Origin of the sequence: Deinococcus hopiensis KR-140 (assembly GCF_900176165.1) — a bacterium.
GTDB lineage: Bacteria > Deinococcota > Deinococci > Deinococcales > Deinococcaceae > Deinococcus > Deinococcus hopiensis.
Genome location: NZ_FWWU01000006.1, coordinates 73,697 through 100,528, shown reverse-complemented (window position 1 = coordinate 100,528; position 26,832 = coordinate 73,697). Strand labels below are relative to the sequence as shown.

Here is a 26,832-nt window from a genome sequence, read left to right as displayed (position 1 = left end):
TCCCACAACCGCTTCCTCGAAAACTTCACGGCCCAGTGGCGTGGCCGGTTCTGGACGAGGAACACCATTACGGACACCGCTCATCAGGGTGTGAAGGTGCGCGCGTGCAACTCCGGCGTACCCTCCTGACGCAGCTCTGCCAAGCTGGGAATTCGGACACCAGCCCCACTCAGACGCTCCTGCAGCGGAGCGTAGGAGGACGCATCAAACGTGGCCAGTTCCAGGGCACTCGGGAAGTACCGCTGACCGGGTGTGAAGCCCCGGCGGCTCAGGAATCCTGGTCCGGTCGCATGGTCTTCCCGCGTAAGGGTGCGAATGCGCTGCGCGCCCAGCCGGTTGAGTTCACTGCGCAGTGTGTCCCACAGAACCTGGCCTGCTCCTGTTCCCTGTCGGTCAGGATGAACGGCACATTCCAGGATTTTGGTACACACTGGCCAGACCGGCGATCTGCTCACGGTCCACAACGGCGAGCGTGAAGGCGGTATAGCCCCAGCTGTGCTGCTCAGCGTCCCTTTTGCGTAGGTCTTCACCGGTGACCGGACCGTGAGAAACCGCCTGATTCCAGACCTGGGCCGCCGTGTCCCATTCGTCTGGGGTGATGCGGCGAATGCTGAACCCTGGAATGTGTAGCTCTGCGGACATCATGACTTCGCGTTGGGATGGACAGTGTTGATCGGCCATTCGGTTATTTCGAGCAGCGCAGGTTCACACGGAAACTTGGGTTGGGTGTGGTGTAACTGACTTTACCCACGAGGTTGTGATTCTTCAGCTGTCCCGGATCAACGGTGATCACGAGTTTGTCCGGTTGGGGCGGTGCCGCCTTCTTATCGGTGGAGTCTGGTGCCCAGAAGCGGTACTGAAAGACGCTGCCTGCCCCTTGCGGCACTTTCTTGAACAGCATGTCTGCCCACGCACTGCTGTCTGCGCGTGCCCAAGTATCGCCTGTGGTCAGCGCCAGGCTGGTGCCTTTCTCGAGCCCCGTGTGGTACAGGCTGAGGGCCTCTTTGGTACCGTTGCGGAACTCTACTGTGACGCCCCAGCCCGGGTGACCCCCACGGCTGTCGTCGCGCAGGGCCGTCACGTCCGTGACCTTCATGCGCCAAATGCCGTTGAACAACCACTGGCCGCGGCAGCCTTCTTGTGAGCCGAGCGCGTTGGCCCCACCGGCTGCATTGAGGGCCGCGCGTAGCTGATCAAGGGAGACGTAGGCCTTGCCGCTGACCGTGACGGTGCTGAGTGAGACGGACTGCCCGTTGAGGGTGAGGGTGGTTTGCGGCGTTTGCGCGGAGGCGGTGCACAGCAGGAGGGTAAAGAGGCTGATGGTCCGGAAGAGTAAGTTCATGGTGCTCCCTTTTGCAAGTAGCAGGGTAAGGAGCAGAACGTCAAAATGGCGTCAAATCAACCCTCTTGGGTTGAGTCAAGCGGCTCTGCTCAGCTTGGCAATAGAGCTTTTGGCTGTACTTGGGGAGATACAGGAAAGTATGTATTTGCTGTCTGGCACAGGACTTACGGGCCCATACAGCGTTGAAACCACGGTGTGCTGTGACCCAGAGAAGGGAAGGAGCGGCTGCCCTTCGGTCTGGCGGAGGAATGGGGGGACGGCGCCAATCGTGAAGCCCAGATCCAGGGGTTCAACCCAGCACCATTTGCCCCTGAGAGATCAGACCGACAAGGCTCGGTCACATCCAGGACGGCTTTTGCATGACATGTGAATCTTCCCCGAAGTCCAGTGGGGGCATTTAACCAAATGGCGCCGCGCGTGGAAGGGCACCCCTCACGGTGCCAGTCTCCCCAGTGCGCATTCAGGTTCGCCCGCTGGGCCCGGTCAAAAAGAAGTCCTCTTTTTGACCACCGCTCCCCTGGCAAGGCCGGGACGCTGAACGTCTGCTTCCCAGATGCACTACTTGCCAGCCTTGACCTCCAGTACCAAGGCTGTCCCCGTCGTCTTGGAACCGGGGTCCAGCTTCAGCGCGGGGGGCTGAGACTGCCGAGGCGACCCGGCCTTGAGGTTGATCGTGAAGGGAGAGCGCCGCAACACGGCAGCTCTCCCGGCTTCCAGCACCTTCCGCGCCCGCTTTGCTGTGCAGGGCATGGGAGGTGTTGTCTGGATGAACGAACACTCGGTTGGACATTTGCGTCCCTGCGCGTAAGCGCCTTGTAAAGTCTGCCTGGGGGAGCATTTCTGAGCTTGTTGTGCGGTATCAGGGGCGCGGGTTTTCCCTTCCCGGCTTTCTTTGTTCCCGCGGCAAAGCTGCCGACTGGCGAGGCATCTGAAGGCGTCATGGCTCAGAAATCGTTGACGCGTGAGCGTCTTCCGGTAAGCGAGAGGGGCCTTTAAAAGCCCCCGCCTTTACGCGAGGGCTTGCTGACCTCCCCGCGACGTCAGGGCGTAAACGCGTTCTGGAAGCTAAAGCGGTCACTCCTCACCCAATAGTTGACGTAGCTGACCCGCCTGTTCCCACTAAAAGCGGTGCGGCGAATCAACAGCGTCGCGGTGCCCGGCGCGAGCTGGAGCAGTCCCGCTTCCTCTGGCCAAACGTTTACCGCCTGCAGGTACTGCTCGACCCGGGTCAGCGGAACCGTGGCTTGACTGGCCAGCAGGTCGTGCACACTCACCTTGCTCAAGTCGTAGGACAGCAGGTCGGGGAGGGCCTGCGCGTCCACATAGCGTTTCTCGATGACGATGGGCGTCTCCTTGTCCCAGCGCACACGGTGGATGAAGACGAAAGCGTCTCCTGCGGAGACGTTCAAGACGGCGGCGATCTCTGGTGTGGCGGGAAGCAGCTCGGCGCGCAGCACCTGCGTGCGCTTGTTCGGATGCGAGGACCAGTCAGCGAACAGGGAGACGGGAAACCCGCCCTGCTGGAAGCGCTTGCCACTCGGGAAGGTGCCGGCGCCCTGGACACGGTAAAGGTATCCTTCGCGTTCGAGTTCATCAATGGCACGTCTGGCCGTCATGCGCGAGACGCTGAACTCGCGGGCAAGTTGTGGCTCGCTGGGAAGGGCGTGGCCGTCCGCGTATTCATTTCCCAGCAGACGTTCTTTGATGGCCGCTTTGATGGCTGGGTACTTCGACATGCGGCAGTCTGGCAGAAGCGTCCTGTCAACTTCGTTTCAGCGGGCGGGTTCCCCGTCCCTGGGGGCTTTCTTCTTGCCCGCGCGGGCATGGTCGGCGTCGGTCCTGCTGCCCTCCGCCGGCGTGGAGCGGGGGTGATCGCAAACGGCAGCGGCAGCGCGCCGCTCCTGCCTGGCCGTGTAGGCGCGGGTGCCAGCGCAGGCCGTGGGCCCCATTTCAGAGAGGGGCTCCGGATACCCCTGCCCTCGCCGCTTGACGCTCCTTCACCGCCGCGGAACGGCCTCCAGGAAGCGGATGTGCCCGTTCTCGCCGCGTCAGGGCTTCGGCGTGCAGTAGCCTGTCAGAAGCCCAGCTTCCACACCGGGAGGTCGAGATCATCGGAGACGATCAACAGATCAGCAAGCGGTTGAGGGGACTGATCGCCAAGCGTGCCGGTCTGACGGTTGGCCTCTGGGGGGAGCCGGGCGTCGGCAAGACCCACCTCGCCCAGTCCCTGATCCGCTCTACGCCCTGCCCTTCGCTGAGTGTTCAGGCAGGCCAGGCGCTTGAGCAGGTCGCCCTGGCGCTGCCCGAGCCAAAGCGGCCCGGCGGCTGGCTGACCGAGTCCATCCAGCGCCTGCACAGCCGGCATCCGCTTCCTGGACCCCAGCTGGTCGAGGTCCTCGCCGCACAGCTCGCCCACGGTGCCCCACTCATCCTCCATGTCGAGGACCTGCACGCCGCCTTGCCGGAGCAGCGGCAGCTCTGGCAGCAACTGGCGGCCCGCCTGAGGCGCACCAAGGGAGCCGGACTGCTGGTGACCAGCCGAACGCCGCTCTCCGAGGAGTTCGAGTCCATCCGGGTCCAGCCCCTGAACCGCGCCGCTTCGGACGCGCTGCTCGAAGCGCAGGTCAGGGCGGAGCTGCCCGTTGAGGCACTGACCTGGATCTATGAGCGGGCCGGTGGCAACCCACTGTTTACGCTTGAATTCTTCCGCTTCCTGGCACGGCAGGGTCTGCTCTGGAATGACGCTCGGCGCTGGCACTGGCGCGCGCCGGAGCAGCGGATCATGCCCACCACCGTAGAAGCTTTGATCGAGGAGGTCGTCGCCGGAGTGAGCGACTTCCCCACGCTGGGCACCGTCCTTCAGGCCAAGGCAATCCTCGGGCAAGACGTCGCGACGCCGCGTTTGGCCCAGGTCGCTGGTCTGAGCCCCGGCGAACTTGAGGGCGCCACCGAAGGCCTGACGCGGGCCGGACTCCTCATTCATGGGGAGTTCGCCCATCCCTTGTACGCCGAGGTCATGGCGCGTGGGGTCCCTGCCGAGCAGCGTCAGTGGCTCAGCCGCCGGGCCATCGCGGCTTACCGGGACGATCCCCAGCAGGCGGCCCGTTTTGTAAAGGACGCGGCTCTCGAACCGGGCCACGCCCTGGGCCTGCTTCGGCGGGCCGCGCAGGCCCAGGAGGGAACGCAGGCCCACCTGTGGCTGGTTGAGGCGGTCGACTACGCCACCGGCCCGGAACAGGCCGCCCTGGCGCTCGAAGCGGCGACCGCCCTGAAGGGAAGCGACCTGCCCGCCGCGCTCCGGTTGGGCGAGCTGGCCCTGGCGCTCAACCCGCACGATGTGCCGACGATTGACCTGCTGGCCAGCATCTTCGCCAGCCGGAAAGAGCAGGAGAAGCTCCACCGGGTGCTGGCCCAACTCCCGGAGAGCGAGCGGGGAGAGCGCGGGCTTTGGCGGCAGATCCGCCTGAGCAGTATCGTTGGGGACGACCAGGCCGTCCTCGAGCTGGTCCAGCAGCATCCTTCGCTGCTCGGTGCCAGCCCGGAGACCTGCTATGACGTCGCCTGGTCACTGCTGAATCTCGGACGAACCGAGGACGCCGAGAAATTCGCAAGCCAGGCCCAACAGCACCCAGCGCTGACGGACCGCATCAGGGCGTCGCTCATCTATTTGCAGGGCATCATCTCTGCTTCTGACACCGACAACAAGAGGGCGGAGCTCTGTTTTCGTCAGTCGCTGGAAATCTTCCGGACGCTGGGACTCACCCACAACGTCATTGCCGGTCTCCACGCTCACGCCTTGGTCTTGCAGGACCTGGGCGAGTACGGTGAGGCGCTCGTGGAGCTCCAGGAAGCGGCGGCGCTGAGCCTTCAGCGCGGTCACGTTGTGCAGTTCGCCGAAGCCAACCTTGCGATCGCCGATCATCTGGTGTGGCAAGGTGAGTATGAACGGGCCGAGGGCCTTTATCTGGACAGCCTCGGCGTTCTGGAACGGCAGAAGCCCCATGGATACCTGATCGACTGCTTGAATGCACTGGCCGAACTGCATGCATTCCTGGAAACGCCGATCAATGTCACCCTGGCCCGGAAGTACGCCTCTGAGGCCTTGCGGGTCTCCAGGACGCTGAACCATTCGGTGGGGACCGCTTTCGCCACCAGGGTGTTGGCCGTGACGCTGCTCCTTGACGGTCAGGTGCACAGGGCGTGGGAACGCGCCGGTGAGGCCCTCGACCTGGCCGTGGCGGGTCGCCGGCCCCGGCAGCAGCGGGCGGCCCATCAGGTCAGGGCCCGCGTCGCCCTGGCCCTCGGTGAGCAGGCGCTGGCGAGGCACAGCCTGGACGAGGCCCGCCGCCTGGCGGAGGAGATCGCCGAGCCTTTTCCAGCCCACCTCATCGGACTTGAATGCTGTGCCCTCAACCGCGACGTCGAGGGCGCGAAGAGACATACGGAATGGTTTGAACAGCGTGGTTTGCGGCACGGCGTCCGTCTGGCCCACCGCCATTTTCCAGAACTGGCGGGGGGGCCCGCGAGCACCCCCCCGACCCCAGCACCGGCCGCGTCCTCATGCCAACTCGGGGTGCTTGGCCCGATGCGGTTGACGACGGGCACCCAGAGCCTTCCTGTGCGGGGACGCAAGCGCCAGGAACTGCTGGCGACGCTGCTCGAGGCGCGTTTGTCAGGCCGCTCCGAGGTGAGCCGCTTGGGCCTGATTGAAGCGCTCTATCCAGATCAAGCGGAGATGCAGGCGGGAAAGCTGCTCGCCGATCTGGTCTACCAGGTGCGGGAGCTCCTCGGAGCGGGGGCGGTCACCACGACGGTCGACGGCTACGCGCTGGGACCTGACGTGTTCAGCGACGCCGAAGTTTTTCTGGCGCACGGCGACACCCACGTGTGGCGCGGCGCGCTGTTCAGTGGGCTGGACCTGGGGGCCCGCTCCGAAACTGTTCGGGAAGCGCTGTCTCTCGCGCTGCAGCATCGCCTCGAGGCAACGCTGGCGGACGATCCTGCCGAGGTCGTCCGGGCCGCCCAGCTGCTTCTCGATGCCGATCCCTATCATTTGAAGGCGCTTGAGCTAAGCCTGAGGGCGCAGGGCACCTTGGGGAACCTCAGAGGCCAGAAGCGGACCTACGAACTGGCGCGGACACGGCTGCTGGACGTCGGCGAGCGCCTGCCGGGGACCTGGCAGGAATTTCTGATGAACCCCGGCGCCACCTCAGCGCCTGGGTGAGAGCGCAGCCTGACCTGAGAATTCCGATTCGCTTCCGATCCAGCGTCCCCCAGACTTCAGGGCAGAGGGGAGGCTGAACCACCTTGTGAAGGACAGTGCCGACAAAGCTGCCGTTTGGACACCGCTTTATTACCGGCTGTGCTGGCGCTGCTCGCGCGCAGCGCCGCTGAGTTCTCCGGAGCGTTACTGCGTAAACGACGGCACCTGACTCGCAGAACACTGCCCACTGTGCTGTGCGCCGATCTCCAGCCCTTACACCCGCTACTGCGCGGCCTGCGGCGAGCCCCTCCTCCAGCCGGGTCAAGGCCGAGGGGAGGCGCCATGACGGACGGTTGGCTTCTCCACCCATGCTCGCGGCCCTTAGCCGTAGCGCCCCCAACCCAACGAGGTCCCCATGAACCTGACCCAGCTCGGCTCCATCACCGTCCGCGGCCTGCTCCTGGCCGCACCGCTCCTGACCCTGGTCACGCCGCCAGCGCAGGCCGCCACCCGCCTGCCTTACGGGCCGAATACCTGCTTGCCAGGGTATGTGTGGCGGGCGGCCACGCCGAGTGATCTGGTGTGCGTCACGCCAGAAGTTCGTGCCCAGGTGGCCGCCGACAACCGCCAGGCACCTGGGCGCCACCTGCCGGGATCACGCAATTGCCGCCAGGGCTACGTGTGGCGCGAAGCGTACGCGGGCGACGCCGTGTGCGTGTTGCCCGCAGCCCGCACGCAGGCCAGAGCGGACAATGCCCAGGCCCAGTCCCGCCTGGTCCTCTCCTCTGGGCCGGAGACGTGCCTTCCAGGCTACGTGTGGCGCGAGACGGTCCCGGGAGATCACGTCTGCGTGACCCCCGCCGTACGCGACCAGGCAACGCTCGACAACAGCCAGGCGGCGGCCCGTCAGCAGCCCAACAGCGCCGCCTGCCTTCCAGGCTATGTCTGGCGCGACGCGTATGACGGTGACGCCGTGTGCGTCGCGCCGGCAACGCGTCAGCAGGCGCACGACGACAACGCCCAGGCAGAGGCCAGACGCGTTCGGTGACGCGGCCCTGGAGCAGCTCTGGCGAACAGAAGCGCGGTCTGCCGCGCCGCCCGCCCCAGCTGGTGCCGTCTACATTTTCCGCGCAGCGCCTGTCAGGGCGCGCCAAAGTGAAATCACGTGGCTCTGCCCGCCGCCCGCGTGTTCAAGTCCAGGAGGCAGAAAACCACGCCCCCGTCTGTTCCGTGGGGTGGTGGTCAGGAGGTACGGTATGGCTGTGCGCCTGAAGTCCACAATCGCTGGCGTGCTTGCCCTGGGATTAACAGGGCCCGCGCTCGCCGCAACCGGGTACAGCGTGATCGTAAACGGACAGTCCGCCGCCAAACCTGCGGTGGTGATCAACGGCGAAACCTACGTGCCGCTGTCGGCCCTCAAGCGGCTGGGAATCACCAGCAGCCTCAAGGGCAACGCGCTGACCCTGAGTGCCCGGGGGAGCGGGACACTGTCTGGGGCGGCGCCCGGTGGAGCAAACCAGATCGCGGCGCTCGAAGGCTGCCTGAACGAACCCCTGTTCAACGGCATCTGGCGGGTCAGGGTGACCTCGCTCGAAGCGCTCCGCACGGTTGATCCAGGAGCTTCAGATACGCCTGGCTGGGCCGTCACGCTCGAGATGCGCAACGGAGCCCAACAAACGGCGTCACTGATGGAGACCGGATTTGGTGCAGCGAGTGGAGCCAGCCAGCCGGCCTTGGTGCTCGCCGATGGCAACACCCTGACCCTCGACGACAACGACTTTCTTCAACCCTGGAGCAAGGAAGTCCTTCAGGGCGGCGTGATGACCTTCAAACTGCGTTTCTCGTTTCCAAAGGGAACTTCTGGACTGCAGGCAGCAGCCCTGAAGCCGAGCAAGTTCATTCTGCAGGTCAATCCACACCTTCCGGCATATCTGGGCCTCCACTACAGCGTCCCGGATCCGAGCTTCCGCGTCCGACTCACCTGCCGGAAGTGAAGTGGCGGAGGTGAACCTGGGGCCATTGCCCGGTGCATTCCCCCCTCATAAAGATTCCGGTTCATCCGTGATGAAATCACGGCCCAACCCGAGCCGGCGTGCAACGCTGCGCCGCAGGAGGAGGCAGGAAAAACGGTGACGCAGCGCCGCGGAACCACCGGAACGGAGGGGATGGAACGGATGATCCGCAAACCGTATGAAACGGTCTTGCGGGCGGTCGGCAGCAGCGGTCATGTGGGCACCCCCGGACCCAGCGGCGCGGCGGGCGGGAACGCCACCATGTTCGCCGTGACGAGGGCACTGTGTTCCGGATGCCCGCCGTCTGGCGCGCAGGCACGTCCAGCGCCCTGTGCGCAAGACCTGAGGGTCCCAGATGGCAGAAAAAGGAGTGGGCGGAAAGCCCACTCCTCCGGGGTGGGCGTGTCCATCTTCCTATTCGGTCCTGCCTGCCGGCAGGTGACCGCGAATCTGCGTCAGGGTCTCGATCAGGGTGATGAGCTGGCCCTGGCTGAGATGGCCGAAGTTCGCGTGCTGCAACGCCGCACTGGGCCCATCAAGGGCGTCTACCAGCGCGCGGCCCTTGTCGGTAAGGAGGGTCGGCACGCAGCGGCGGTCGGCAGTGCTGCGAACGCGGTGCACCAGGCCGGCCGCCTCCATGCGGTCAAGCAACCGGGTGATGTCCGGAGCGCGCGTGATCATACGGTCGCCGATCTGGTTGCGGCCCAGCCCGGCTTCGCCGGCGCCGCGGAGGATGCGCAGCACGTTGTACTGGCTGAGCGTCAGGCCATACTGGCGCATCAGCTCGGTTCCTCGCTCATCAAGCAGGCTGACGGTGCGCATGAGGTTCAGGGCCGCCTCTTCTTCCAGGCTGCGAAAGGGACGGCGCTGCTGAAGTTCGTCTTGTAAAGAACCCATAGGCTCCAATCTGGTGTGTTGACACCGAAACAGGGGGTGGGCGGATCCACGGATCCGCCCACCCCCTGATGCGTACGCTGCTCAGGCTTCGCGCGCGGTTTTGAGGGCCTTGGCCCACCAGGCAAGCTCTTCGAGAAGGGCCTGGACGCTCGGCTGGATGTGCGCCATGTCCTCGAGGGCCGCGCCCTGCTGCCACGCGCCGAAAAAGTCCGCGCCCATGATGTGAACGCCGTTGCGGATGGGAGCCATCTGAAGCTCAACGGCGATCTGGCGCAGTTGCTCAATCGCGCGGGCCGCTCCCACCGAGCCGTAACCGACGAAGGCGGCGGGCTTCTTGTTCCACTCGGGGTACGCGTAGTCCAGAGCGTTTTTCAGCACGCCGGTGGGGGCGTGGTTGTACTCGGCGGTGATAAAGACGTAACCGTCAAACCCTGCCAGCTTCTGCTGCCACCGCACGCCCACTTCATTCTGCGTGGGTGCCCAGGCGTTCGAAGCAACTTCATCGAAGAAGGGCAACGGGAAGTCACGCAGGTCCACCACTTCGAAATCCAGATCCGTTCGGGTCTTGGCAATGTTGTAAAACCACTGTGTGGGCTTGTCCGCAAAGCGGGTGGCGCGGGTGCTGCCGATGATGATCGCAATTTTGGGGTTCGTCATGGTGGGCTCCTGAGCTTGAACGGTTGCCGGGGCAGAGCGGGGGTAGAGCTCTGACAGCAGGCGCTGGAGAAGGCTTGGGTTGGCGTGGGTCATAGGGGCTTGGGAAGCTGCGGCGTTGCGAAGCAGCCGTTGCCTCTCGGGTGTCATAACTTTAAGTGTGATAACAGCAAAAGTCAATGCCGCCCTGGTCTCTACCGAGGGGTCCCTCCGCGGTCCGGCGCTGCCCCACCGCGCTGATAAAGATTTGGGTTCATCCGTGATGAAGGAACGGATGAACCCGATCGGAGCGAGCAGGAAAAACGGTGACGCAGAGGCGTGGAATCCCCGAAGCGGAGCGGAGGGCGGTGGCGTCCGCATGAACAGGGCGAAAGCAGATCGGTAACCCCTCGCCCCCATCAAGGCGAAGCTCGAAAACCTCGGCAGCAGCTCAGCACGAAGAATTCAACCGTGCTGAGCTGCTGTCCTGGTGGCCTCCGGCCGAGCTCTTCAGCTGTGGGGCTGGCCTGGGCCGCTTCCTGTCATTTTGTTATCTCTTTCACCAGGAGGCGCTCAATCAGCTGCGCGGCGATGGGACCGCGAATTCGCCTGAACAAGTGATAGTCAAAATAGTAGACCTGCTTTGCCTTGCTTGCCCTGAGTCCGCTTGTGAGTGGGCTGGAATTCCAGTCGGCTTTTGCGCGTGTTGGCGTGTTGGTGCCGGACGCGAGGACAATCACCGCATCGGGATCTATGGCAGCCAAGCCCTCAATGCTCACCGCGGCATCTCTTTTATCACCGTCTATGACGTTGAACCCCAGGTCTTTTAAAAGTCCTCCTGTCCAGTCGTTGCTGTCGCTGATGGTAAATGTATTCTTTTCAGGGCCACCTCCGGTCCAAAGAACGAGCACTCTCTTATTTTTTATAATGCTTGACAGCTGAGATTTTGCGCTTTGTACGCTCTTGTTGTATTTGTCAAGTGCATTGTCATACGCTTTTTCCCTGTCGAGTGCTTTGGCAATAATCGGGAGCGTTTTTTGCCACTCGTTCCTGTCTGTGCCTTTGAAAAGGAGTGTTGGCGCAATACGGCTCAGCTGGTTGTAGACAGGAAGCGCATAATTCTCGCCAATAATCAGGTCGGGTTTCAGGGTCGTTAAGATTTCCATACTTGGGCTAAAGCGGTCACCTACATTCACTGGGCTGGAAGTCACGCGGCTGCCCAGGTACTTGATGTCACGTATGGGAGAGCCGAAGGCGGGCGTCTTGATGTACGTTGATGCCTCGCCGTAGCCAACGGGTTGCACTCCAAGTGACAACAGCAGGTCCAGGGCGTGGGGCCCAAGCGCGACGACCCGCAGGGGTCGTTTCTGCACGGTGGTGGTTCCAGCAGCGTGGGTGAGCGTCACTGGGTACGTGGTGGCTGCAGCCTGCGTGAGACCGCACAGAAGGAAGGCCGGATACCACACTCTTGTCTGCATAAAACTCCTCGTTGTCTGAAGGGGCTGTGGCCACCGTTCAGCGGCGCCGTGATTCTGGCAGACGTTAATCCGACTTGTAAAGTCGGATTAACAGCCAGCGGTCGCCTGGCCCATCCTGTTCCGGAAGGGGAGGCGGCGGGGCGCCGTTTGGTGACGTCCAATTCACGCGGGTGGCCAGTGGAGGGCCAGCCGGGGGAGGGCGCCGGGTGCGGAGCAGCGACGAACCCCAAACGCAAGGGCGGTTTTTTTCTTTTCCTGGAGGCGGTGGTGCGTGACCCATACAGATTCCGGCTCATCGGTGATGAAGTAACGGATAGGCCCGAGCGGGGCGAGCAGGAAAAACGGTGACGGAGAGGCGTGGAGTCACCAGAGCGGAGCGGATTTGCAACGCTGCGCAGCAGAGGGGATGCTCCGCGATAATCCGGAAACCGTATCAACCCACGCTCGGTGTCGACGCCGGCCTGAACACCGCCAGCAGAGGCATACTCGGCGCGCAGGTAGCGGCCCTCACGCGCGTGGTGCCACGACCGTCAAGCTCGGCGTGGGCGCGGCAAAAAGCGTCCTGCGGGGCTTGCGGCTCCTGGTGACGGGAGCATCACCGTTGCGGTGGACGGCCCCCAGCACCTCCCCGGTGGTTCTGGAGGGATCGTCCTCCCGCCGTTCTCGGTGTGCTGACATCCGGTATATTGCGCCACCTGCCTTGAATACTCCTAGGATGACAGACACCTCCGTTTCTGCCACCGGCTTTCTCGGTCTGGGCGTGATGGGACAACCCATGGCCCTCAACCTCGTTCGCGCCGGTACACCGCTGGTGGTGTGGAACCGCAGCCCTGAACGGTGCATGCCGCTGCAGGCCGCAGGCGCTGAGGTGGCGGCCACCCCCACTGAAGTCTTCTCACGCACCCATTCGGTCATCCTGATGCTCGTTGATGAAGCGGCCACCGATGCCGTGCTCGGCCGGGGAACCTCCGATTTTCCTCAGCTGGTGGCCGGCCGGACCCTGATCGTGACCAGCTCCACCACGCCGGAGTATTCCCGCGCTCTGGCCGCTGACATTCAAGCGCATGGCGGGAAGTATGTGGAAGCGCCGGTCTCCGGTTCGCGCGTTCCAGCGGAGCAGGGTGCCCTGGTCGGGATGCTGGCCGGCGACCAGACGGTGGTGGAAGCCGTTCGCCCGCTGCTTCGGCCGGTCTGCTGCGAGACGGTGTACTGCGGTCCTGTGGGCCACGCGCTGCAGATGAAGTTCGCCGTGAACCTGTACCTCAACGTCATGTTGGCGGGTCTGGCGGAGGCCGCGCACTTCGCGCAGCGTCAGGGGTTGGACTTGCGGCAGTTTCAGGCGGTCCTGAATGCAGGGCCGATGGCCAGCAGCGTTTCGCGCGTCAAGGTCGCGAAGCTCGCAGCGCGTGATTTCTCGGTGCAGGCCGCGATGAGCGACGCGTTCAAGAGCGCCAGCATGATCAGCGCGGCGGCAAGCAACTCAGGAACGGCTGCTCCACTGATCGCCCTGACGCGCGCGTTGCTCGGCGAGACCGTCGCCCTGGGTGCGTCGCGTGAGGACATGATCGCCGTGGTGCGGGCGTTGGAAGCGCGCACCGCGGCCGGGCAGGACGCCGCCCTGGTCGGTGACGTGCGTCAACGTGGCCCGCTGGAGGTCGAGGAATGACGCTGCCTCCGCGAGGCGCGTGTCTGGTGGCCCGGCGACCTGCCTGACCGCCCGAGGGCCACGCGGAAACTTGGGACGGTTCTGGGGTGGGTGGAGCGGGTACGGGCGATCTCCTCCCTTTCCCCACCTCCCCACGGCGGTGTCATCCAACCCCTGCGGGGCGCCCTGACGCTCATCAGAGGTGAAAGAACCGATTCACCCGAATCCTGATCAGTCCTCCAGGTATTCCCGGAGGGTGCTGCGGCGTCCCTGGTTGTACTTGAGTTTGCGCAGGGCCTTGTTCTCGATCTGCCGGATGCGTTCCCGGGTGACCTTGAAGTGTTGCCCGACTTCCTCCAGGGTGTGCTCCCGCCCATCCACGAGGCCTTTGCGCATCCGCAGGACCTGGGCTTCCCGAGGATCGAGCATCCCGAGCATGCGGTCGATCTCTTCGGACATCAAGACGGTGGTGACTTGCGAGAGGGGAGAGTCGCGCGTCTCGTCCGGGATGAAGTCGCCGTACATGCTGTCGCCGTCCTCGCCTATGGGGAGGTCGAGGCTGATGGTGTCCTGCGTGAGGGAGCGCACTTCCTTGACCCGGGCTGGGTCCCAGCCGGGGCCCATCGCTTCGGCGATCTCCTCCGGGCTGGCCTCCCGTCCCAACTCCTGGCCCAGGGTGCGGGCGGTGCGGGAGAGCTTATTCATGGTCTCCACCATGTGCACGGGGATGCGGATGTTGCGCGCTTGGTCCGCCATCGCCCGGCTGACGGCCTGGCGGATCCACCAGGTGGCGTAGGTGGAGAACTTGAAGCCCTTGCGGTACTCGAATTTCTCTGCAGCGCGGATCAGGCCGCCGTTTCCCTCCTGAATGAGATCAAGGAGGTTCATGCCGCGGTTGCTGTACTTCTTGGCGATGCTGACGACGAGGCGGAGGTTGGCCTGGATCAACTGCTCTTTGGCCGCCTGGCCGTCCTCAATGACGCGGGTGAGGGACCGCCGCGCTCGGCCGTCCAGGTCAGGCTCTGCCTCCAGGCTGAGGCGGGCTTCTTCCCCCACTTCCATTCGGCGGGCGAGCTCGATCTCCTCGGTGTGGGTGAGGAGGGGAATGCGGCCGATCTCGTGGAGGTACTGCCGCATGGGGTCCATGCTGACGGCGAGGGGGACGTCGGTGAGTTCGAGCAGGAGGGGAGGGTCGTCTTCCGTTTCGGGCGGTTCCTCGTCGAGGTCCTCCTCGGGGAGGAGTTCTTCTTCTTCGAGGAGGTCCTGGAGATCAGGTTCTTCGGGGAGGGGGGGTGACGCGTCCGGGAGGGCGACTTGTGGGTCGGGTTGGGATTCGGGCGGTGCTTCTGGCGTGGGGGCGCGTTTGCGGGTGCGGGATGAGGCGGTCATCCTCTTTATGGTGACGGGCTGAAGGGTGTGGGGGCTTGGGGATAAATGAGAAGCCAAGAGGGAGGCGTGGAGGCGGCAGGGCCGACTCCGTTTCCGGACCATCCGTACCGTCCCCTCTGCTGCGCAGCGCTGCACGTGCGCCCGGGAGGTCCACTGTGAACCAACTGCTTGGCCGGAATTCTCATAAACCGGGGAATTTCCTTCCTTCGCCATCACGGTGCCGAGGAGGCCCGCCAAGAGGCTTCCCCCGCCTCCTACGCTCCACGTCCTTCCTTCGGCGCCTCACCCGGCAGTCATGGCGGACCGGCAGCTCAGCCGAGGTGCCCCGCGGGTGTGGATGATCCTGCACGTTTGTGGGCCGACCGCGCTTCACGGAGCGCGTTGTGGACGGGCATCAGCGCAAGACCACCTCCTCAAGGTTAGGGTAGGGCATGACGACATTTGGTTCGGTGCGGCGCGCCGAAATGGACCTGCTGGGCCTGGCGGCGCTCCGCGCCTTGGTCTGGGACGGGTGGTGGGGCTGACGCGGCCGGTCGGCCCGGGCGAAGGTGCGGGGCCGGGTGTGAGCGCCGCCCCTGAGTCGCTGTGGCCCGCTCGACTTGCCATCCTGGGGGTCCTGGCGCTGAACCTGCTGCTGGGCGAGCACCTTACCCCAGGGCCGAACTGGTTGCTCCCGGCGCTGGAGGTCCTGCTGCTGCTGCCCCTGAGTGCGTTGCGCGTCCGGCAACGCGAGCACCTGCGCCGGTATGGTCACCTGCACCCGCGCCTGACGCAGCTTACCAGGCCCCTCTCGCTGGCCCTGACCGGGCTGCTGCACCTCGCCAACCTCACCTCGCTGGGTCTGCTGGTGCGGGGGCTGCTGCAGGGCAGCGGCGCGACTGGCGCCGCCCTGCTCGCCGACGCGCTCAACCTCTGGGTCACGAACGTGCTGGTCTTCTCGCTGTGGTACTGGGAACTCGACCGGGGCGGCGCCCTCAGCCGCAGTCTGCCGGGGGCCTTCCCGGACTTCCTCTTTCCGCAGCAGGGCACGCCGGGCCTCGCCCCGCAGGAGTGGCGGCCTGAGTACGTGGACTATCTCTTCGTGGCCTGCACCAACGCTGCCGCCTTCAGTCCTACCGACACCCTCCCGCTTACCCGGCGCGCCAAGGGGCTGATGGCCTTCCAGGCCCTGACCTCGCTGCTGACCCTGGTCCTGGTGGCCAGCCGCGCCGTGAACATCCTGAGGTGATCAGCCTGGCGTGGACCAACTTCGCACAGACGGCGCCTGCTGATCCCCGGGGGCGCGCTTGCCGCTGTCCTGGCAGCCTGGATCAATTCACCGCGTGTCGACCGCACGGTGGACGTGGAAGCTGCCCGGAAGGGCGCGGGGCAGCGCCCTTGCAGTCCCGCCAGCGGGTGCTGCTGCTCGACGCTCTGCGGCGCGGGGATGATCCAGCAGGCCCAGGCGGTGGGGCCGCAGGTGTTTACCGTGAGGGCGACTGCACAGCGGGCCATGATGCTCAACAAAGGCGGCCTCCGGGTCGCCTTCTCTTTCGCCCAAGGGCATTTGGACCAGAGTGCAGCCCGGAGAGCATGATTCAGGCTTTGGAATGTCTGAGGTCCACGGTGAGGTGCATCTTGACCGCTCCCTCTTTAGCCGTCACGGTGCGGCCAGCAACCCTGACTGACGTGGAGGGGCTCGCCCGAGTTTGCCGCGCAGCCTGGCGTGATACTGACGAGAGCGTGTGCGCGGCGGCAGACGTGGAGGCGGTGCTCGGCGGGTACGACAAGCTTGGCCGTTTCGCCGCCGCACGCCACACGTAGAATGGTGTGTGCGTCTTCCCGTGTTCTCCCTGGCCATCGGTGCCTTCGGCATAGGTATGACGGAATTTGTCGCGATGGGGCTGCTGCCCGACATTGCGCATGCCCTGCAGGTCAGCATTCCAGTTGCTGGGTACCTGATCTCCGCCTACGCATTGGGAGTTGTCATCGGTGCGCCTACCCTCACCATTCTCGCTCGGAAGCTCAACCCCAAACCCATCCTGGCAGGGCTCATGGGTCTGTTTGCGCTTGGCAACCTCCTGTCTGCGCTCGTCCCCACGTATGAGACCCTGCTGCTGGCGCGCATCCTGTCGGGCTTGCCGCACGGTGCATTCTTCGGCGCCGGTGCCGTGGTCGCCGCCCGCCTTGCTCCCCATGGCCGCGAAGCGCAGACCATCTCCCTGATGTTCCTCGGCTTGACCTTCGCGAACGTGATTGGCGTTCCGTTCGGTACATACCTGGGGCAGCACTACAGTTGGCGCTTGACCTTTGGAGTGGTTGCTGCGATCGGCGTCATCGCCGCCCTGGGCGTATGGCGCTGGATCCCAGCGCTGGACAACAATCAACACGGCGGCCTGCGAACTCAACTCCAGGCTTTTCGGAGCCTGCAACTGTGGCTGATCCTGAGCGTTGTCATGATCGGCATGGCAGGGATGTTCGCTTGCTTCAGCTACGTTGCGCCGCTGATGACCAGGGTGGCGGGATTTAGTCCCCGGACCGTCACGCCTATCCTGATGGTGGCAGGCCTGGGGATGGTCGCTGGCAACCTGATCGGTGGGCGTTTGGCGGACCGCGCTCCCCTTACGTCCACCTACCTGCTCCTGGTGGCCCTGGCTGGCATCCTGGTGGTCCTGGCCACCACGGCGCACTGGCCTGCGGCGGCTGTCACCACGGTCTTTCTGTTCACGGCCACCGCATTTGCGCTGACGGGTCCCCTGCAGCTTATGATCATCCGCACTGCGCGTGGTGCCGAGACGCTGGCGTCCGCTGCGATTCAGAGCGCCTTTAATATCGCCAATGCCCTTGGAGCGTTCCTGGGCGGCGTGCCGCTTGCCGCAGGATACGGCTACACCTCGCCTGCGCTGGTCGGTGCTGCCCTCGCCTTGGGGGGCCTGCTGATCGCCCTGGGGCTCCGCCGCGCCGACTTCACCACCGGAGGAGGGGTGCCGGTCCGCCCCGGTATGTCCGAACAGTCTTCCGTAAATACCCGGCCGGAGCGCTGAAGTGCACCTGGGGGACAATGAGGGGAGTCGCGCGGCGCCTGGGGCTTTGCAACAACCGCGGAGGCTGGCTGGGCGCCGCGCCTTTCTGCACGTCCCCCGTTCTCCTCGCCCTCAACGAATTTTACGGCCTGCCAGTGGCAGGAAGGGCGCGCCAGCCTTTATTCCCCGAGTGGTCAGCGTCACGCCCTCCGGCTTGCCTGCGGACCTGAGCATCAAGCCGCTGGGTACGGAGATCATCCGCTGAAGTTGCTTCTCACCGCCAGGAAGGGGGAATCCTCCGCACGGTCAGCAAGGCCGAGGACGGCAGCAGCCTGCAGGACCCTTGTGCGGACCCAGCGAAACACCCCGTTGCGGCGATCTGCACCGCGTTCTTCGCCGCAACAGGTTGATCCAGTGGCGACGCGGCAACCCACCTGCCACCAGACCCGAATCCCTGATCGCCTCTGGGAGCTCCACAGTGGCGGTCAAGCACATTCACCCACGCGCACAGGCCCTTAAGACGGGCCCTCATGCCCACGTCCCCGAAGCGCCCGTACAGCGACCAGGGCACGGCGGTGACAGCGTCCGTCCACACTGCCTTTTGCGCACTTTCTCCAGGAGCCGAGGGGGCCTACAGGCGTTACTGCTCCGCAGCGTTCGCGGGTTCCACCACCCTGGGTTTCTGACGGCGCTTTCGCCCTCGAATACGGTTTCCGGATCCTCCGTTCCACCCCCGCGGCTCCACTTCGGTGATTCCACGCCTCTCCGTCGCCGTTGTTCCTGCTTGCGCCGCTCGACTTGATCAGTGATTTCATAGCTGACGGGCCGGAATCCATAGGGACGTTTCAGGGGTGGGTACATGGACCTGGCCCGAAAAACCGGATGTAGAGCATGCACCTCACAATTTTTCTGAAACCCTTATCAAGGTCTTTCACCGATCAGCGCCTCGTCCTGTGCGCCGCGGTCGGCGCCTCCAATCCCTCCATGCATGCGGTGACTCCTCAGAAGGGCCGACGGTTAGCCACGTTGCGAAACACATTCAAAGGGCTTTCAAGAAGTGGAACATCGAAAAAATCTGCCGTGGGGAGGTGGGGGCCTTCCAGACGTTACGTTCTCGCTGCGCCGCTGCGTGAGCGTGATCGGCGGCCGTCCAGACCTGCCTTCCAGGAGGGAAGCGGCGCGCGTCACCCTCTCCAGTCGTTGCCCGCCTTCCCCACCTGTTGGGACCCCATGGTGGGGAGACGCTTTGAGCTTACCTTCTACGCACCGTCAAATCGACAGAATCGCCGTTCCCGTCAGTTTTGAAATGGTCTTCCAACTTGTCCTGAACCTCGCCATACAACTGATCGTTGGCCGCCTCGGCATACTGGCGGTCGCTGGCGTCGGCTTCGCCAATAGCCTCATTCTGGTCGGCATGGTGTCACCCTCGGCACTGTGGGGACGGCCTGCGCCATCGTCACCTCACGTGCCCACGGTGCGGGTGATCCGGTGGGCGTCGCGCGAACCGTAAGGGTCGCTCAAACCCTGGCTTTCGTCCTGACGTTGGGGCTGTGCCTGGCTGCTGCGCACTTTGCCGTGCCGTTGCTCGCCGCTTTGGGCGCCCCACCTGAAGTGGCCCGCGTTGGCGCCGGCTATTTTGCATTCACGGTCCTGGCCCTGCCACTCATGATGAACGCGGCGATCACCACCGCCACCTTCCGCGCCCTTGGTCACGCGCCCACACCCATGGCCATCTCCATCGTCGCGGTGCTCGTCAATGCTGTCCTCGCGTATGTCCTGGTCACCGGATGGGGGGGCCTGTTCCAGAGCTTGGTCTGCTGGGGGCGGCAGGCGCGAACTTCACGGCCCAGGTTGTTCGGGCGGGGTTGCTGTTGTGGCTGCTCCACGTCCGGTCCAGCGGCGTTCCCGCGGCCTGGCCCAAGTCTGCGGCTGTTGGGCGTAACCTCTCGGCAGAACTGCTGCGCCTGGCATTTCCCCTGGCCATTACCCTGCTTTCGTGGAGTGGCGGGGCTTTTCTCTACACCCTGCTGCTGGGGCGTCTGGGCACCCCTGCGCTGGCCGTCAGTCAAATGGTTCAGTCGCTCGGGGGCATCTTCATGGTTGCCTCGTATGGGTTGCCCTCCGCAGGTACAACGCTCATTGGGCACGCTGTGGGGGCCGGCAGCACCGCCGGGCCCGCCTGTGGGCGCATGCGCTCCTGCGCGCCGGCGTGTTCACGGGGAGCGTCTTTGGGTCCTGTTTATGGGTTCTGCGTTTTTCTTGCCGCACCTGTATCCAGGTATGGGCGCCCAAACCCTCCATATCGCGTTCTGGGATGTTGTGATCAACGGAGCATTTCAGGTGTTCAAGGCGCGGAACATGATTCTGGGCGGTGGGGTAGTCCCCAGTGGCGGAGACACGCGTGTCGCCGTGATCGGTGACTTGATCGGGCCGTTTGCAGTGGGGCTGCTGCTGGCGTTCTTGCTCGCTTTTCCGCTGGGCCTCGGGGTCTGGGGGGTCTTTGCCGGCAGGATCGCGGATGAGATGGTCAAAGCCGGTGTGTTCACCGGATGCGTTGGCACGCACTGACGCCTCCGGCCCAAGTTCACGAGGATGGGCGCGCCGTATAGTTCATCCCCGCTCTTTAGAGCGGGGCATTCCCTGGGGATGCGCGAGCTCCTCGGAGGCCCGGTCAGGGCAGATAATTTGAAGTTGCGCACCTGCGACTGCCTCAGCAGTGCTCAGCTCTGCGGTGCAGAACGAACAGCGTTGACGGGAAGCCACCTCCGTTCTGCGACGGACCGACTTCCACGGGTGCAGCGTCCGTTTCAATGGCGCCCCCGGACTTCAGGGCAGGGCCGTACACCCGCACTGGCCGCTGCGGTGCTCCCGGTGCGTACAAAGTGCCGCCAGCGCCCCGGCCACCAACCCCTGCTCCCGCCTGGTCCCACTTCCTGAAGATGAGCGCAGCTTTACCTTCCTGAGGAGTAGGGTAAGAATTGCCCCAATGATCTCTCGGCCTCCCCAGGCAACGCTGCACGCTACCTTGGGAGAGCCCCTTAGGGCGGTAGAAGCCTGGGCGAAACGGGAGTTCCAAGATGACCAGCAAAGCATATCTTCCTGGCGAGTCTACTGACTCGCCAGTTCTCGCTGCCCCCCTACGTGTGCTGGAGCGGCAAATTTACCGTGGCCCCAACATCTACGGTTATGGCCCCATGATTCGCCTCCAGCTGGACCTGGGTGCGTTGGAAGAATATCCACCGGACCAGCTGCAAGGCTTCAGCGACCGCCTGGTGGAGCTGCTCCCCACGCTACGCAGTTCTGTTCCGCAGCTGCGTGAGGGCACCTGGCTGGGGCACGTGACCGAACACGTGGCGCTCGAGTTGCAGACGCTGTCGGGCACGCGCGTGACCTACGGCAAGACCCGCTCGGTGAAGGGGCAGCCGGGCGTATACAACGTGCTGTACAGCTACACGGAGGAGCGCGTGGGCCTGCTTGCCGGGGCTGTGGCGCTGCGGCTGATCAACAGCCTCCTGCCCGCTGAACTTCGGGGGCTGGAGGGCATTGAGCGGCTGCTTCCAGAGGGCCATACCCTCCTGGACGCAGCCGCGCAGTTCGATTTCGAGGGTGAACTCACCGAACTGCGCCGCCTGGTCAAGAAATTCGCCCTGGGACCAACGACGCAGTCGCTGGTCAGTGAGGCCGAACGGCGCGGGATACCGTTTTTGCGGCTGGATGACCAGAGCCTGGTGCAGCTCGGCTACGGCAAGTACCAGCAGCAGATTCGCGCCAGCATCACCAGCAAGACGCCGCATATCGCCACCGGGACCGCCAGCGACAAGGACCTGACCAAGCGGCTGCTGGACCGCGCGGGACTGCCTGTGCCGCAGGGCGTGGTGGTCCGCAGCGCAGAGGAAGCGGTGGCGGCGGCGCGGCGGCTGCCTGGCGCCGTGGTGACCAAGCCTCTGGACGGCAACCACGGGCGCGGCGTCTCCCTGAACCTCACCGAAGACGAGCAGGTGCGCCAGGGCTTCGAGGAAGCGCGGCAACACAGCGCCAGGGTGGTGGTGGAGCAGTACTACACCGGCAACGACCACCGCGTCCTCGTGGTAGATGGCCAGGTCGTCGCGGTGGCTGAGCGCGTTCCCGCACACGTGGTGGGCGACGGCACGCGCACCATCGCGCAACTCGTGGAGGACATCAATCTGGATCCCCGCCGGGGGAACGGGCACGAGAACGTCATGACCCGCATCAAGATCGACCAGCATGTCCTGACCCTGCTTGCCCGCACTGGACAGACGCCCGACACGGTGCCCACAGCCGGGGAAGTCGTCTTTCTGCGCGACACCGCCAACATGTCCACCGGCGGCACGGCGGTGGACCGCACGGACGTGACGCACCCCGAAAACATCACCATCGCCCGCCGGGCGGCGCAGGTCATCGGGCTCGACGTGGCGGGCATTGACCTGATCACCCCCGACATCTCCCGGTCCGTCCACGAAACGGGGGGCGGCATCGTGGAGGTCAACGCCGCCCCCGGGTTCCGCATGCACCTTCAGCCGTCTGAGGGCAAGGCGCGCAACGTGGCTGGCCCCGTGCTGAGCATGCTGTTTCCAAAAGACACGCCCTGCCGCATGCCCATCATCTCCATCACGGGCACGAACGGCAAAAGCACCACCTCGCGCATGGTGGCGCACATCCTGCGGCACGCGGGCAAGGTCGTGGGCCTGACGACGTCCAACGGCATCTACATCAACGGCGAACAGATCGTCAGCGGAGACACCACCGGCCCCAAGAGCGCCAAAGTCGTACTGAGTGACCCCAATGTCGAGGTCGCGGTGCTGGAAACGGCGCGCGGCGGCATTCTGCGCGAAGGGCTGGGCTTCGACCGCTGCGACGTGGGCGCGGTGCTGAACATCCAGGCCGATCACCTGGGCCTGAAAGGTATCGAGACGGTCGAAGACCTCGCCTGGGTCAAGTCGCTGGTGGTGGAGGTGGTGACCGAGGGCGGCACAAGCGTGCTGAACGCCGACGACGCGCTGACCCTGAAGATGCGCCGGAAGGCGAGGGGCAGCCTGACGCTCTTTTCCATGCACGGCGGAAACGCGGCCTCCAAGGATTTGCAGGAACACATCGCGGGCGGCGGCACGGCCCTGGTGCGCGAGCCGACCGTGCTTGGCGACGAGATCGTGCTGTATGAGGGCGGGCAGCGCCGCCCGATTCTGCGGGCACGCGATATTCCCGCCACCCTCGGCGGCTTCGCGCAGGTCAACGTGCAGAACGCGCTGGCCGCCGCCGCCATCGCCGTGGCGCAGAACGTGGATCTGGGCGTGATCCGCGCGGCACTCGGGTCTTTCACCACCTCCTTCGAGCAGAGTCCGGGACGGCTCAACCTGTACGACGGCCACCCCTTCCGCGTCCTGCTGGACTACGCGCACAACCCCTCGGGTATGGAGTACCTGCGCGACCTCGTCACCCACCTCCGCCCGCCGAGGGGACGGGTGATCGGCGTGATGGGCGTGGCCGGGGACCGCCGCGACGAGGACATCCGACGCATGGGCGTACTGGCTGCCGAGACCTTCGACAAACTGATCGTTCGCGAGGACGAACTGCGCCGGGGCCGCCCCAAAGGCGAGGGGGCGCGCCTGCTGGAAGAGGGCGCGCGGGAGGCTGGCTTCCCCGCTGAACGTGTCACGACGGTTCTCGACGAGATGGACGCCGTGGACCGTGCCCTCAGCGTCGCCCAGCCGGGGGATCTGGTGATCCTGCTCGCCGATAAGGTCGAGCAAACCTGGCAGCGGATGCGCGATTTTGACAGTTCCCCGCTTCGTGCAGAAATTCCATAAATTCAACGCAGTATTTTCGAGCATTTGTCGAGGTGCGGACTTCTTTTTGATCAGGTCCAGCGCGCGAACTTGAATGGGCATGGGGGAGAATGGGGAGCCGTGAGGAGCGGCCTTCCACGCGCGGCGCCACTCGGACAACTGCGCTCTGGAGCGGCTGGATTCCCGAGACGCTCTGGGCGTAATGGCAGCTGACGTGGGGCAGGACCCAGGCCACGTGGGGCCCTGTCACGGCGCTTCCCGCTGGCCCCACGCGCGCGGCCTCCTGTTCCAACTCCAGCGCAACCCCGAACATGCAGGCGCAGACCAAGGCCCGTAGGCTTGCGCGTGACCTTCCCACCGAGGGGGCGCCCGGCGCCGTTCACACGGCTCTGGCTCCCCTCCTTGGTCACGGCGCCGCCCCGATAAAGCGCTCAGCAGCCGGTGAGTGCCTCCCCTCCGGAGGGCAAAGGCGGTGAGGGCATCATGCCGCCTGCGGGAAGCAGGGCCGTCCGTCACCCGCCGCACGGAGAGGACAGGGGTGCGTGGGCTCCTGCACCGGCGGCACCCGCTGGGGGATAAACCGCGGACGGCTTCCCGGGACACGCCGTGGCGGGGTGCAGCGCGGAGGCCTTCCGCACTCCCCTGCAGAGCGTTTGCGTCTGCCCCTGGGTTCAGCCTCTGCTCGGGGTGGTTGTGCCCGCGCCATTCCCCGGCGTTGACCGGGGAGGGTCAGTGGCCAGACTTCTACGCGCAGCCTCTCCCGCACCACCCTGTGAACGCACGCAGGCCTTCGCGCACCGGGGGAACAGCCCGCTGCTCAGCCGTCCGTCCCACCGCCGAACAGGGCTTCATAACGGAGAGGCGAGGAGTCACCGAAGGGGCGGGGAGGGAAGGGATGATCCACAAACCGCATCAGAGGTGGCCGTCCGCTGGTTTTGGTTTGAGGCGGCGGAGCTGCTGAGCTGGGGCAGACCACGCCGGTCCCGCCTTGCGGCGCCTCCTGCGCTGTTGTGACGCAGCTTCCCTACACTGATCTCGGCCATACCGCATCGCCGCAAGGGCCCACGAACCGGGCCGTTCCCAGACCCGTCCCCGTTTTTCTCCTGGCCCAGATATGGCCGGGCGCCACTTGCCCCCACCCCGACAGGGGAAGACCATGACCACCCCAGTTCGCTCCCAACAGCCCGAGGTCTTACCCATATCGCCGAGGAGACCTGCGCCCAGGCAGGGCGCCGCGGACCGGGCGGGGACGGGTCCACCGTTGACGGTCCTGGATTGGGCGAGGCGGTCTCCCGACGCATGATGGGCTGGCCGTGAGATTGGTGTTTACGCTTTCTTTACGTCTGCTTTGACACACTGTCGTCAGTCTCCTCCGCTCTGTCCATTCTGACTGCCCGAATTCCGGTCAGCGGCGGACGCCAGCGCAGCGTTGTGGATGAACATCCACTGTCGGAGGACGCCAAAGGACGTGAGAGTTGAAGCTTAGACCCGGTGAACCCGCACGCCCAGCACGGCCGCGTGAAGCGGTCACGCCCTCCTGCGGCCCGAAACTCACCTGCCTCGCAGGCTGGACAGTGATGTGCTGCGCCGCCCTTGGCGGAGCTGCGGGCGCGAGCGGAGAATTCCACGTCAAGTTCTACAGCTTTGCGGCTCCGCAGACCCTCGCGGACGCCCTCAGCGTGCAGTTCAGGATTCAGTCCCCAGGGGGCGGCCCCAGCAGTTACGCTGCCGAGCTGCTGGCCGAGTCGCGGCAGCAGAACCTGACCGCCCGGTACTCGTCGGGCCGCAACTTCTTTCAGGTTCAGGCGCGCCGCCAGTCAGACCCCATTTTGAACAACTCCACGCTGTCCGGCACGCTGAGCTACAGCTATTCCCCTGCTCTGGCGCCCACGGGCCTCGCCATGTCGTCGTTTTCCACCTACTACTCGTACAGCGCCAGCCAGTCACCTACGCAGTCCGTTCAGGTGCATTCGGGCGGGCTGAACTTCGGCGTGCGCTTTTCGGACACCCTGTCCGGGTCGGTGAATGGTTCCGTCTTTCTGGTGGATATCAAGGCGGGCACGTCCAGCAGCACGCAGCGCAGCGCCACCCTCTCCGGCTCACTGAATTACCGCAAGGACGCCACCACCGTGTCGGCCAGCCCGAGCGTCTCCCTGGCGGACGGTAAAGCCAGCTGGAACGTGGGCGTGAATGCCCGGACCGCCCCACGAAGCGACCTCACGCTGTCTGCAAACGCCAACGCTTCGTCCTCATCTCCGCCCACGGCTTCCGCCGAAGTCCAGTACGACGCCAGCGCCCTGCTGGGGACAGGGACGCCCAAGGGCAAACTGAGCGTGGGCTCTGCCATCAGCGTTTCGTCCGCTGCGTACACCGTGAGCGGGCGGGTGCGGACCACCGTAAACCCCAACCTGAGCCTGGGGGGCAGCGTCGCCTTCACGCCCACCACCTCCGACGTGACCTACACCGCTGACGCCTCGGGCAAACTGGGGGCCGCGTACCTCAGCGCGAACACGTCCCTGGGCACCCGGCCGGGCACGGCCCCGGCGTTTAGCGTCGGCGCGTCGGTCAGCAGCCAGGCGGCGCCCCTGTACGGCTCGCTGTTCGTGGGGTACCGGCGGCAGGACCCCAACCAGAGCGGCAACGCTTCGGGCACGTTCGGCTACCGCAGCGGCAAGCTCGACGTGAGCAGCACCGTGGCCCTGAACGCGACGCAAAGCGCAAGCAGCCCCAGCGCGGGGCAGACAGGGACGACGCCCGGCGCGTGGCAGATCAGCGGTTTCGCCGACCTGACGGCCGCGTATGCCGTTGGGGAGAAATACGACGTGTCGGGCAGCCTGCGGTATGAGGCCGGTTCAGGCCCCCAGGCGCCCGCTCGCCTGCGCTACGGCGTGGGACTTCGGTACCGCTTTTGACAGCGGCCCGGCGGAGGATGAGCATGAGGAGAAGTTGGTTGCCAGGGCAGGTCCTGGCGCACGCACTTGGAGCGGGAGGGCGGCACCTGCTGCTGACCCTCGTTGCCCTGGTCATCAGCTGGAGCGGGGCGCAGGCTGGGCCAGGTCCTGGCCAGACCGCACCGACCATCACGCTCAACAAGACCCGTGCGGTCTTTGGTGAGCGCCTCACAGCGACCATCTCAAACGGAAGTTGTAGATCGGGTTCAGATACAGGGAGGGATGCTGGAATCCTCTATTGGTACTGGCCAAATGGTGAATCCAACTATCTCCTACTGGGTGGTTATCAGGGTCCGGGAGCACAGTATCAATTTGAGACGTTTCCTCTTGCTGCCGGACCCGTTAGATTCACATATGAATTTGCCTGCCCATGGACGAACAACTCATACGTTCTATATACATTTACCCCTTCAGTCGCTGTCGATAAACTTCAACTGACAAATGAAAATACCCGTTTTGAATCAGGTGAAACAGCG

21 protein-coding genes and 2 pseudogenes are annotated in these 26,832 nt (G+C 64.9%); 13 read left to right on the top strand and 10 right to left on the bottom strand.

Annotated features, from left to right (window positions below; genetic code table 11):
* Positions 1-83: 83 nt before the first annotated feature.
* The 6 genes from B9A95_RS35125 to B9A95_RS34500 all read right to left on the bottom strand — a co-directional run bounded on the left by B9A95_RS35125 (position 84) and on the right by B9A95_RS34500 (position 3,291).
* The gene (locus B9A95_RS35125) at positions 84-431 is read right to left on the bottom strand and encodes a GNAT family N-acetyltransferase (protein WP_245808174.1); all 348 of its coding nucleotides are present in this window, start codon (positions 429-431) and stop codon (positions 84-86) included.
* Complete coding sequence (locus tag B9A95_RS35120) at positions 394-681, bottom strand: hypothetical protein (protein ID WP_245808173.1); 288 nt, start codon at positions 679-681, stop codon at positions 394-396. Before B9A95_RS35120 ends, B9A95_RS35125 begins: the two co-directional genes overlap by 38 nt.
* 4 nt (positions 682-685) lie before the next feature.
* On the bottom strand, positions 686-1,342 hold the full coding sequence (locus B9A95_RS07180) for a hypothetical protein (protein WP_084046254.1): 657 nt from the start codon (positions 1,340-1,342) through the stop codon (positions 686-688).
* 558 nt (positions 1,343-1,900) lie between these two features.
* On the bottom strand, positions 1,901-2,092 hold the full coding sequence (locus B9A95_RS07175) for an RRXRR domain-containing protein (protein ID WP_084046253.1): 192 nt from the start codon (positions 2,090-2,092) through the stop codon (positions 1,901-1,903).
* 290 nt (positions 2,093-2,382) lie between these two features.
* Positions 2,383-3,078 carry a GntR family transcriptional regulator gene (locus tag B9A95_RS07170; RefSeq protein ID WP_084046252.1) on the bottom strand — a complete coding sequence of 232 codons (696 nt, stop codon included), beginning with the start codon at positions 3,076-3,078 and terminating at the stop codon, positions 2,383-2,385.
* Positions 3,079-3,114: 36 nt separating this feature from the next.
* On the bottom strand, positions 3,115-3,291 hold the full coding sequence (locus tag B9A95_RS34500) for a hypothetical protein (protein ID WP_212648268.1): 177 nt from the start codon (positions 3,289-3,291) through the stop codon (positions 3,115-3,117).
* A gap of 191 nt (positions 3,292-3,482) precedes the next feature.
* Between B9A95_RS34500 and B9A95_RS07160 the strand changes: the two genes are divergently transcribed.
* From B9A95_RS07160 to B9A95_RS07150, 3 genes are all read left to right on the top strand, one after another.
* Complete coding sequence (locus B9A95_RS07160; RefSeq protein ID WP_139806559.1) at positions 3,483-6,566, top strand: hypothetical protein; 3,084 nt, start codon at positions 3,483-3,485, stop codon at positions 6,564-6,566.
* Positions 6,567-6,960: 394 nt separating this feature from the next.
* The gene (locus B9A95_RS07155) at positions 6,961-7,593 is read left to right on the top strand and encodes a hypothetical protein (RefSeq protein ID WP_084046249.1); all 633 of its coding nucleotides are present in this window, start codon (positions 6,961-6,963) and stop codon (positions 7,591-7,593) included.
* Positions 7,594-7,801: 208 nt separating this feature from the next.
* Entirely contained in the window at positions 7,802-8,539 is a 738-nt protein-coding gene (locus B9A95_RS07150) for a hypothetical protein (RefSeq protein ID WP_084046248.1), read from the top strand.
* 432 nt (positions 8,540-8,971) lie between these two features.
* Here B9A95_RS07150 and B9A95_RS07145 read toward each other — a convergent pair whose 3' ends face one another.
* The 3 genes from B9A95_RS07145 to B9A95_RS07135 all read right to left on the bottom strand — a co-directional run bounded on the left by B9A95_RS07145 (position 8,972) and on the right by B9A95_RS07135 (position 11,493).
* A complete protein-coding gene (locus B9A95_RS07145; protein WP_245808172.1) occupies positions 8,972-9,454 on the bottom strand; it encodes a MarR family winged helix-turn-helix transcriptional regulator in 483 nt (160 codons plus the stop codon).
* A gap of 81 nt (positions 9,455-9,535) precedes the next feature.
* Entirely contained in the window at positions 9,536-10,111 is a 576-nt protein-coding gene (locus B9A95_RS07140; RefSeq protein ID WP_084046247.1) for an NADPH-dependent FMN reductase, read from the bottom strand.
* Positions 10,112-10,629: 518 nt separating this feature from the next.
* A complete protein-coding gene (locus B9A95_RS07135) occupies positions 10,630-11,493 on the bottom strand; it encodes an ABC transporter substrate-binding protein (protein ID WP_245808171.1) in 864 nt (287 codons plus the stop codon).
* A gap of 787 nt (positions 11,494-12,280) precedes the next feature.
* Between B9A95_RS07135 and B9A95_RS07130 the strand changes: the two genes are divergently transcribed.
* A complete protein-coding gene (locus B9A95_RS07130) occupies positions 12,281-13,231 on the top strand; it encodes an NAD(P)-dependent oxidoreductase (RefSeq protein ID WP_084046245.1) in 951 nt (316 codons plus the stop codon).
* Positions 13,232-13,441: 210 nt separating this feature from the next.
* Here B9A95_RS07130 and rpoD read toward each other — a convergent pair whose 3' ends face one another.
* Positions 13,442-14,599: an RNA polymerase sigma factor RpoD gene (rpoD, locus tag B9A95_RS07125; RefSeq protein WP_084046244.1), complete on the bottom strand. Its 1,158-nt coding sequence runs from the start codon at positions 14,597-14,599 to the stop codon at positions 13,442-13,444.
* Between the two features lie 562 nt (positions 14,600-15,161).
* Between rpoD and B9A95_RS07120 the strand changes: the two genes are divergently transcribed.
* From B9A95_RS07120 to B9A95_RS07095, 9 genes and pseudogenes are all read left to right on the top strand, one after another.
* Positions 15,162-15,827, top strand: a complete 666-nt coding sequence (locus tag B9A95_RS07120; protein WP_084046541.1) for a hypothetical protein — start codon at positions 15,162-15,164, stop codon at positions 15,825-15,827.
* A gap of 389 nt (positions 15,828-16,216) precedes the next feature.
* Positions 16,217-16,402, top strand: coding sequence for a hypothetical protein (locus B9A95_RS07115; protein ID WP_139806558.1), 186 nt, complete (start codon positions 16,217-16,219; stop codon positions 16,400-16,402).
* A gap of 8 nt (positions 16,403-16,410) precedes the next feature.
* Positions 16,411-17,622, top strand: a complete 1,212-nt coding sequence (locus B9A95_RS07110) for an MFS transporter (protein ID WP_084046242.1) — start codon at positions 16,411-16,413, stop codon at positions 17,620-17,622.
* 1,225 nt (positions 17,623-18,847) lie between these two features.
* Entirely contained in the window at positions 18,848-19,111 is a 264-nt protein-coding gene (locus tag B9A95_RS33385) for a hypothetical protein (RefSeq protein ID WP_170928486.1), read from the top strand.
* Positions 19,036-19,317, top strand: a pseudogene (locus tag B9A95_RS36860) (MATE family efflux transporter); the annotation flags it as partial. The gene B9A95_RS33385 and the pseudogene B9A95_RS36860, both read left to right, overlap by 76 nt.
* A gap of 71 nt (positions 19,318-19,388) precedes the next feature.
* A pseudogene (locus tag B9A95_RS36855) lies at positions 19,389-19,757 on the top strand (MATE family efflux transporter); the annotation flags it as partial.
* Positions 19,758-19,881: 124 nt separating this feature from the next.
* Positions 19,882-20,169, top strand: coding sequence for a hypothetical protein (locus B9A95_RS35115; RefSeq protein WP_245808170.1), 288 nt, complete (start codon positions 19,882-19,884; stop codon positions 20,167-20,169).
* A gap of 509 nt (positions 20,170-20,678) precedes the next feature.
* Positions 20,679-23,426, top strand: a complete 2,748-nt coding sequence (gene cphA, locus B9A95_RS07100) for a cyanophycin synthetase (RefSeq protein ID WP_084046240.1) — start codon at positions 20,679-20,681, stop codon at positions 23,424-23,426.
* A 1,454-nt stretch (positions 23,427-24,880) separates the two neighbouring features.
* Complete coding sequence (locus B9A95_RS07095; protein ID WP_139806557.1) at positions 24,881-26,317, top strand: hypothetical protein; 1,437 nt, start codon at positions 24,881-24,883, stop codon at positions 26,315-26,317.
* The last annotated feature ends 515 nt before the right edge of the window (positions 26,318-26,832 follow it).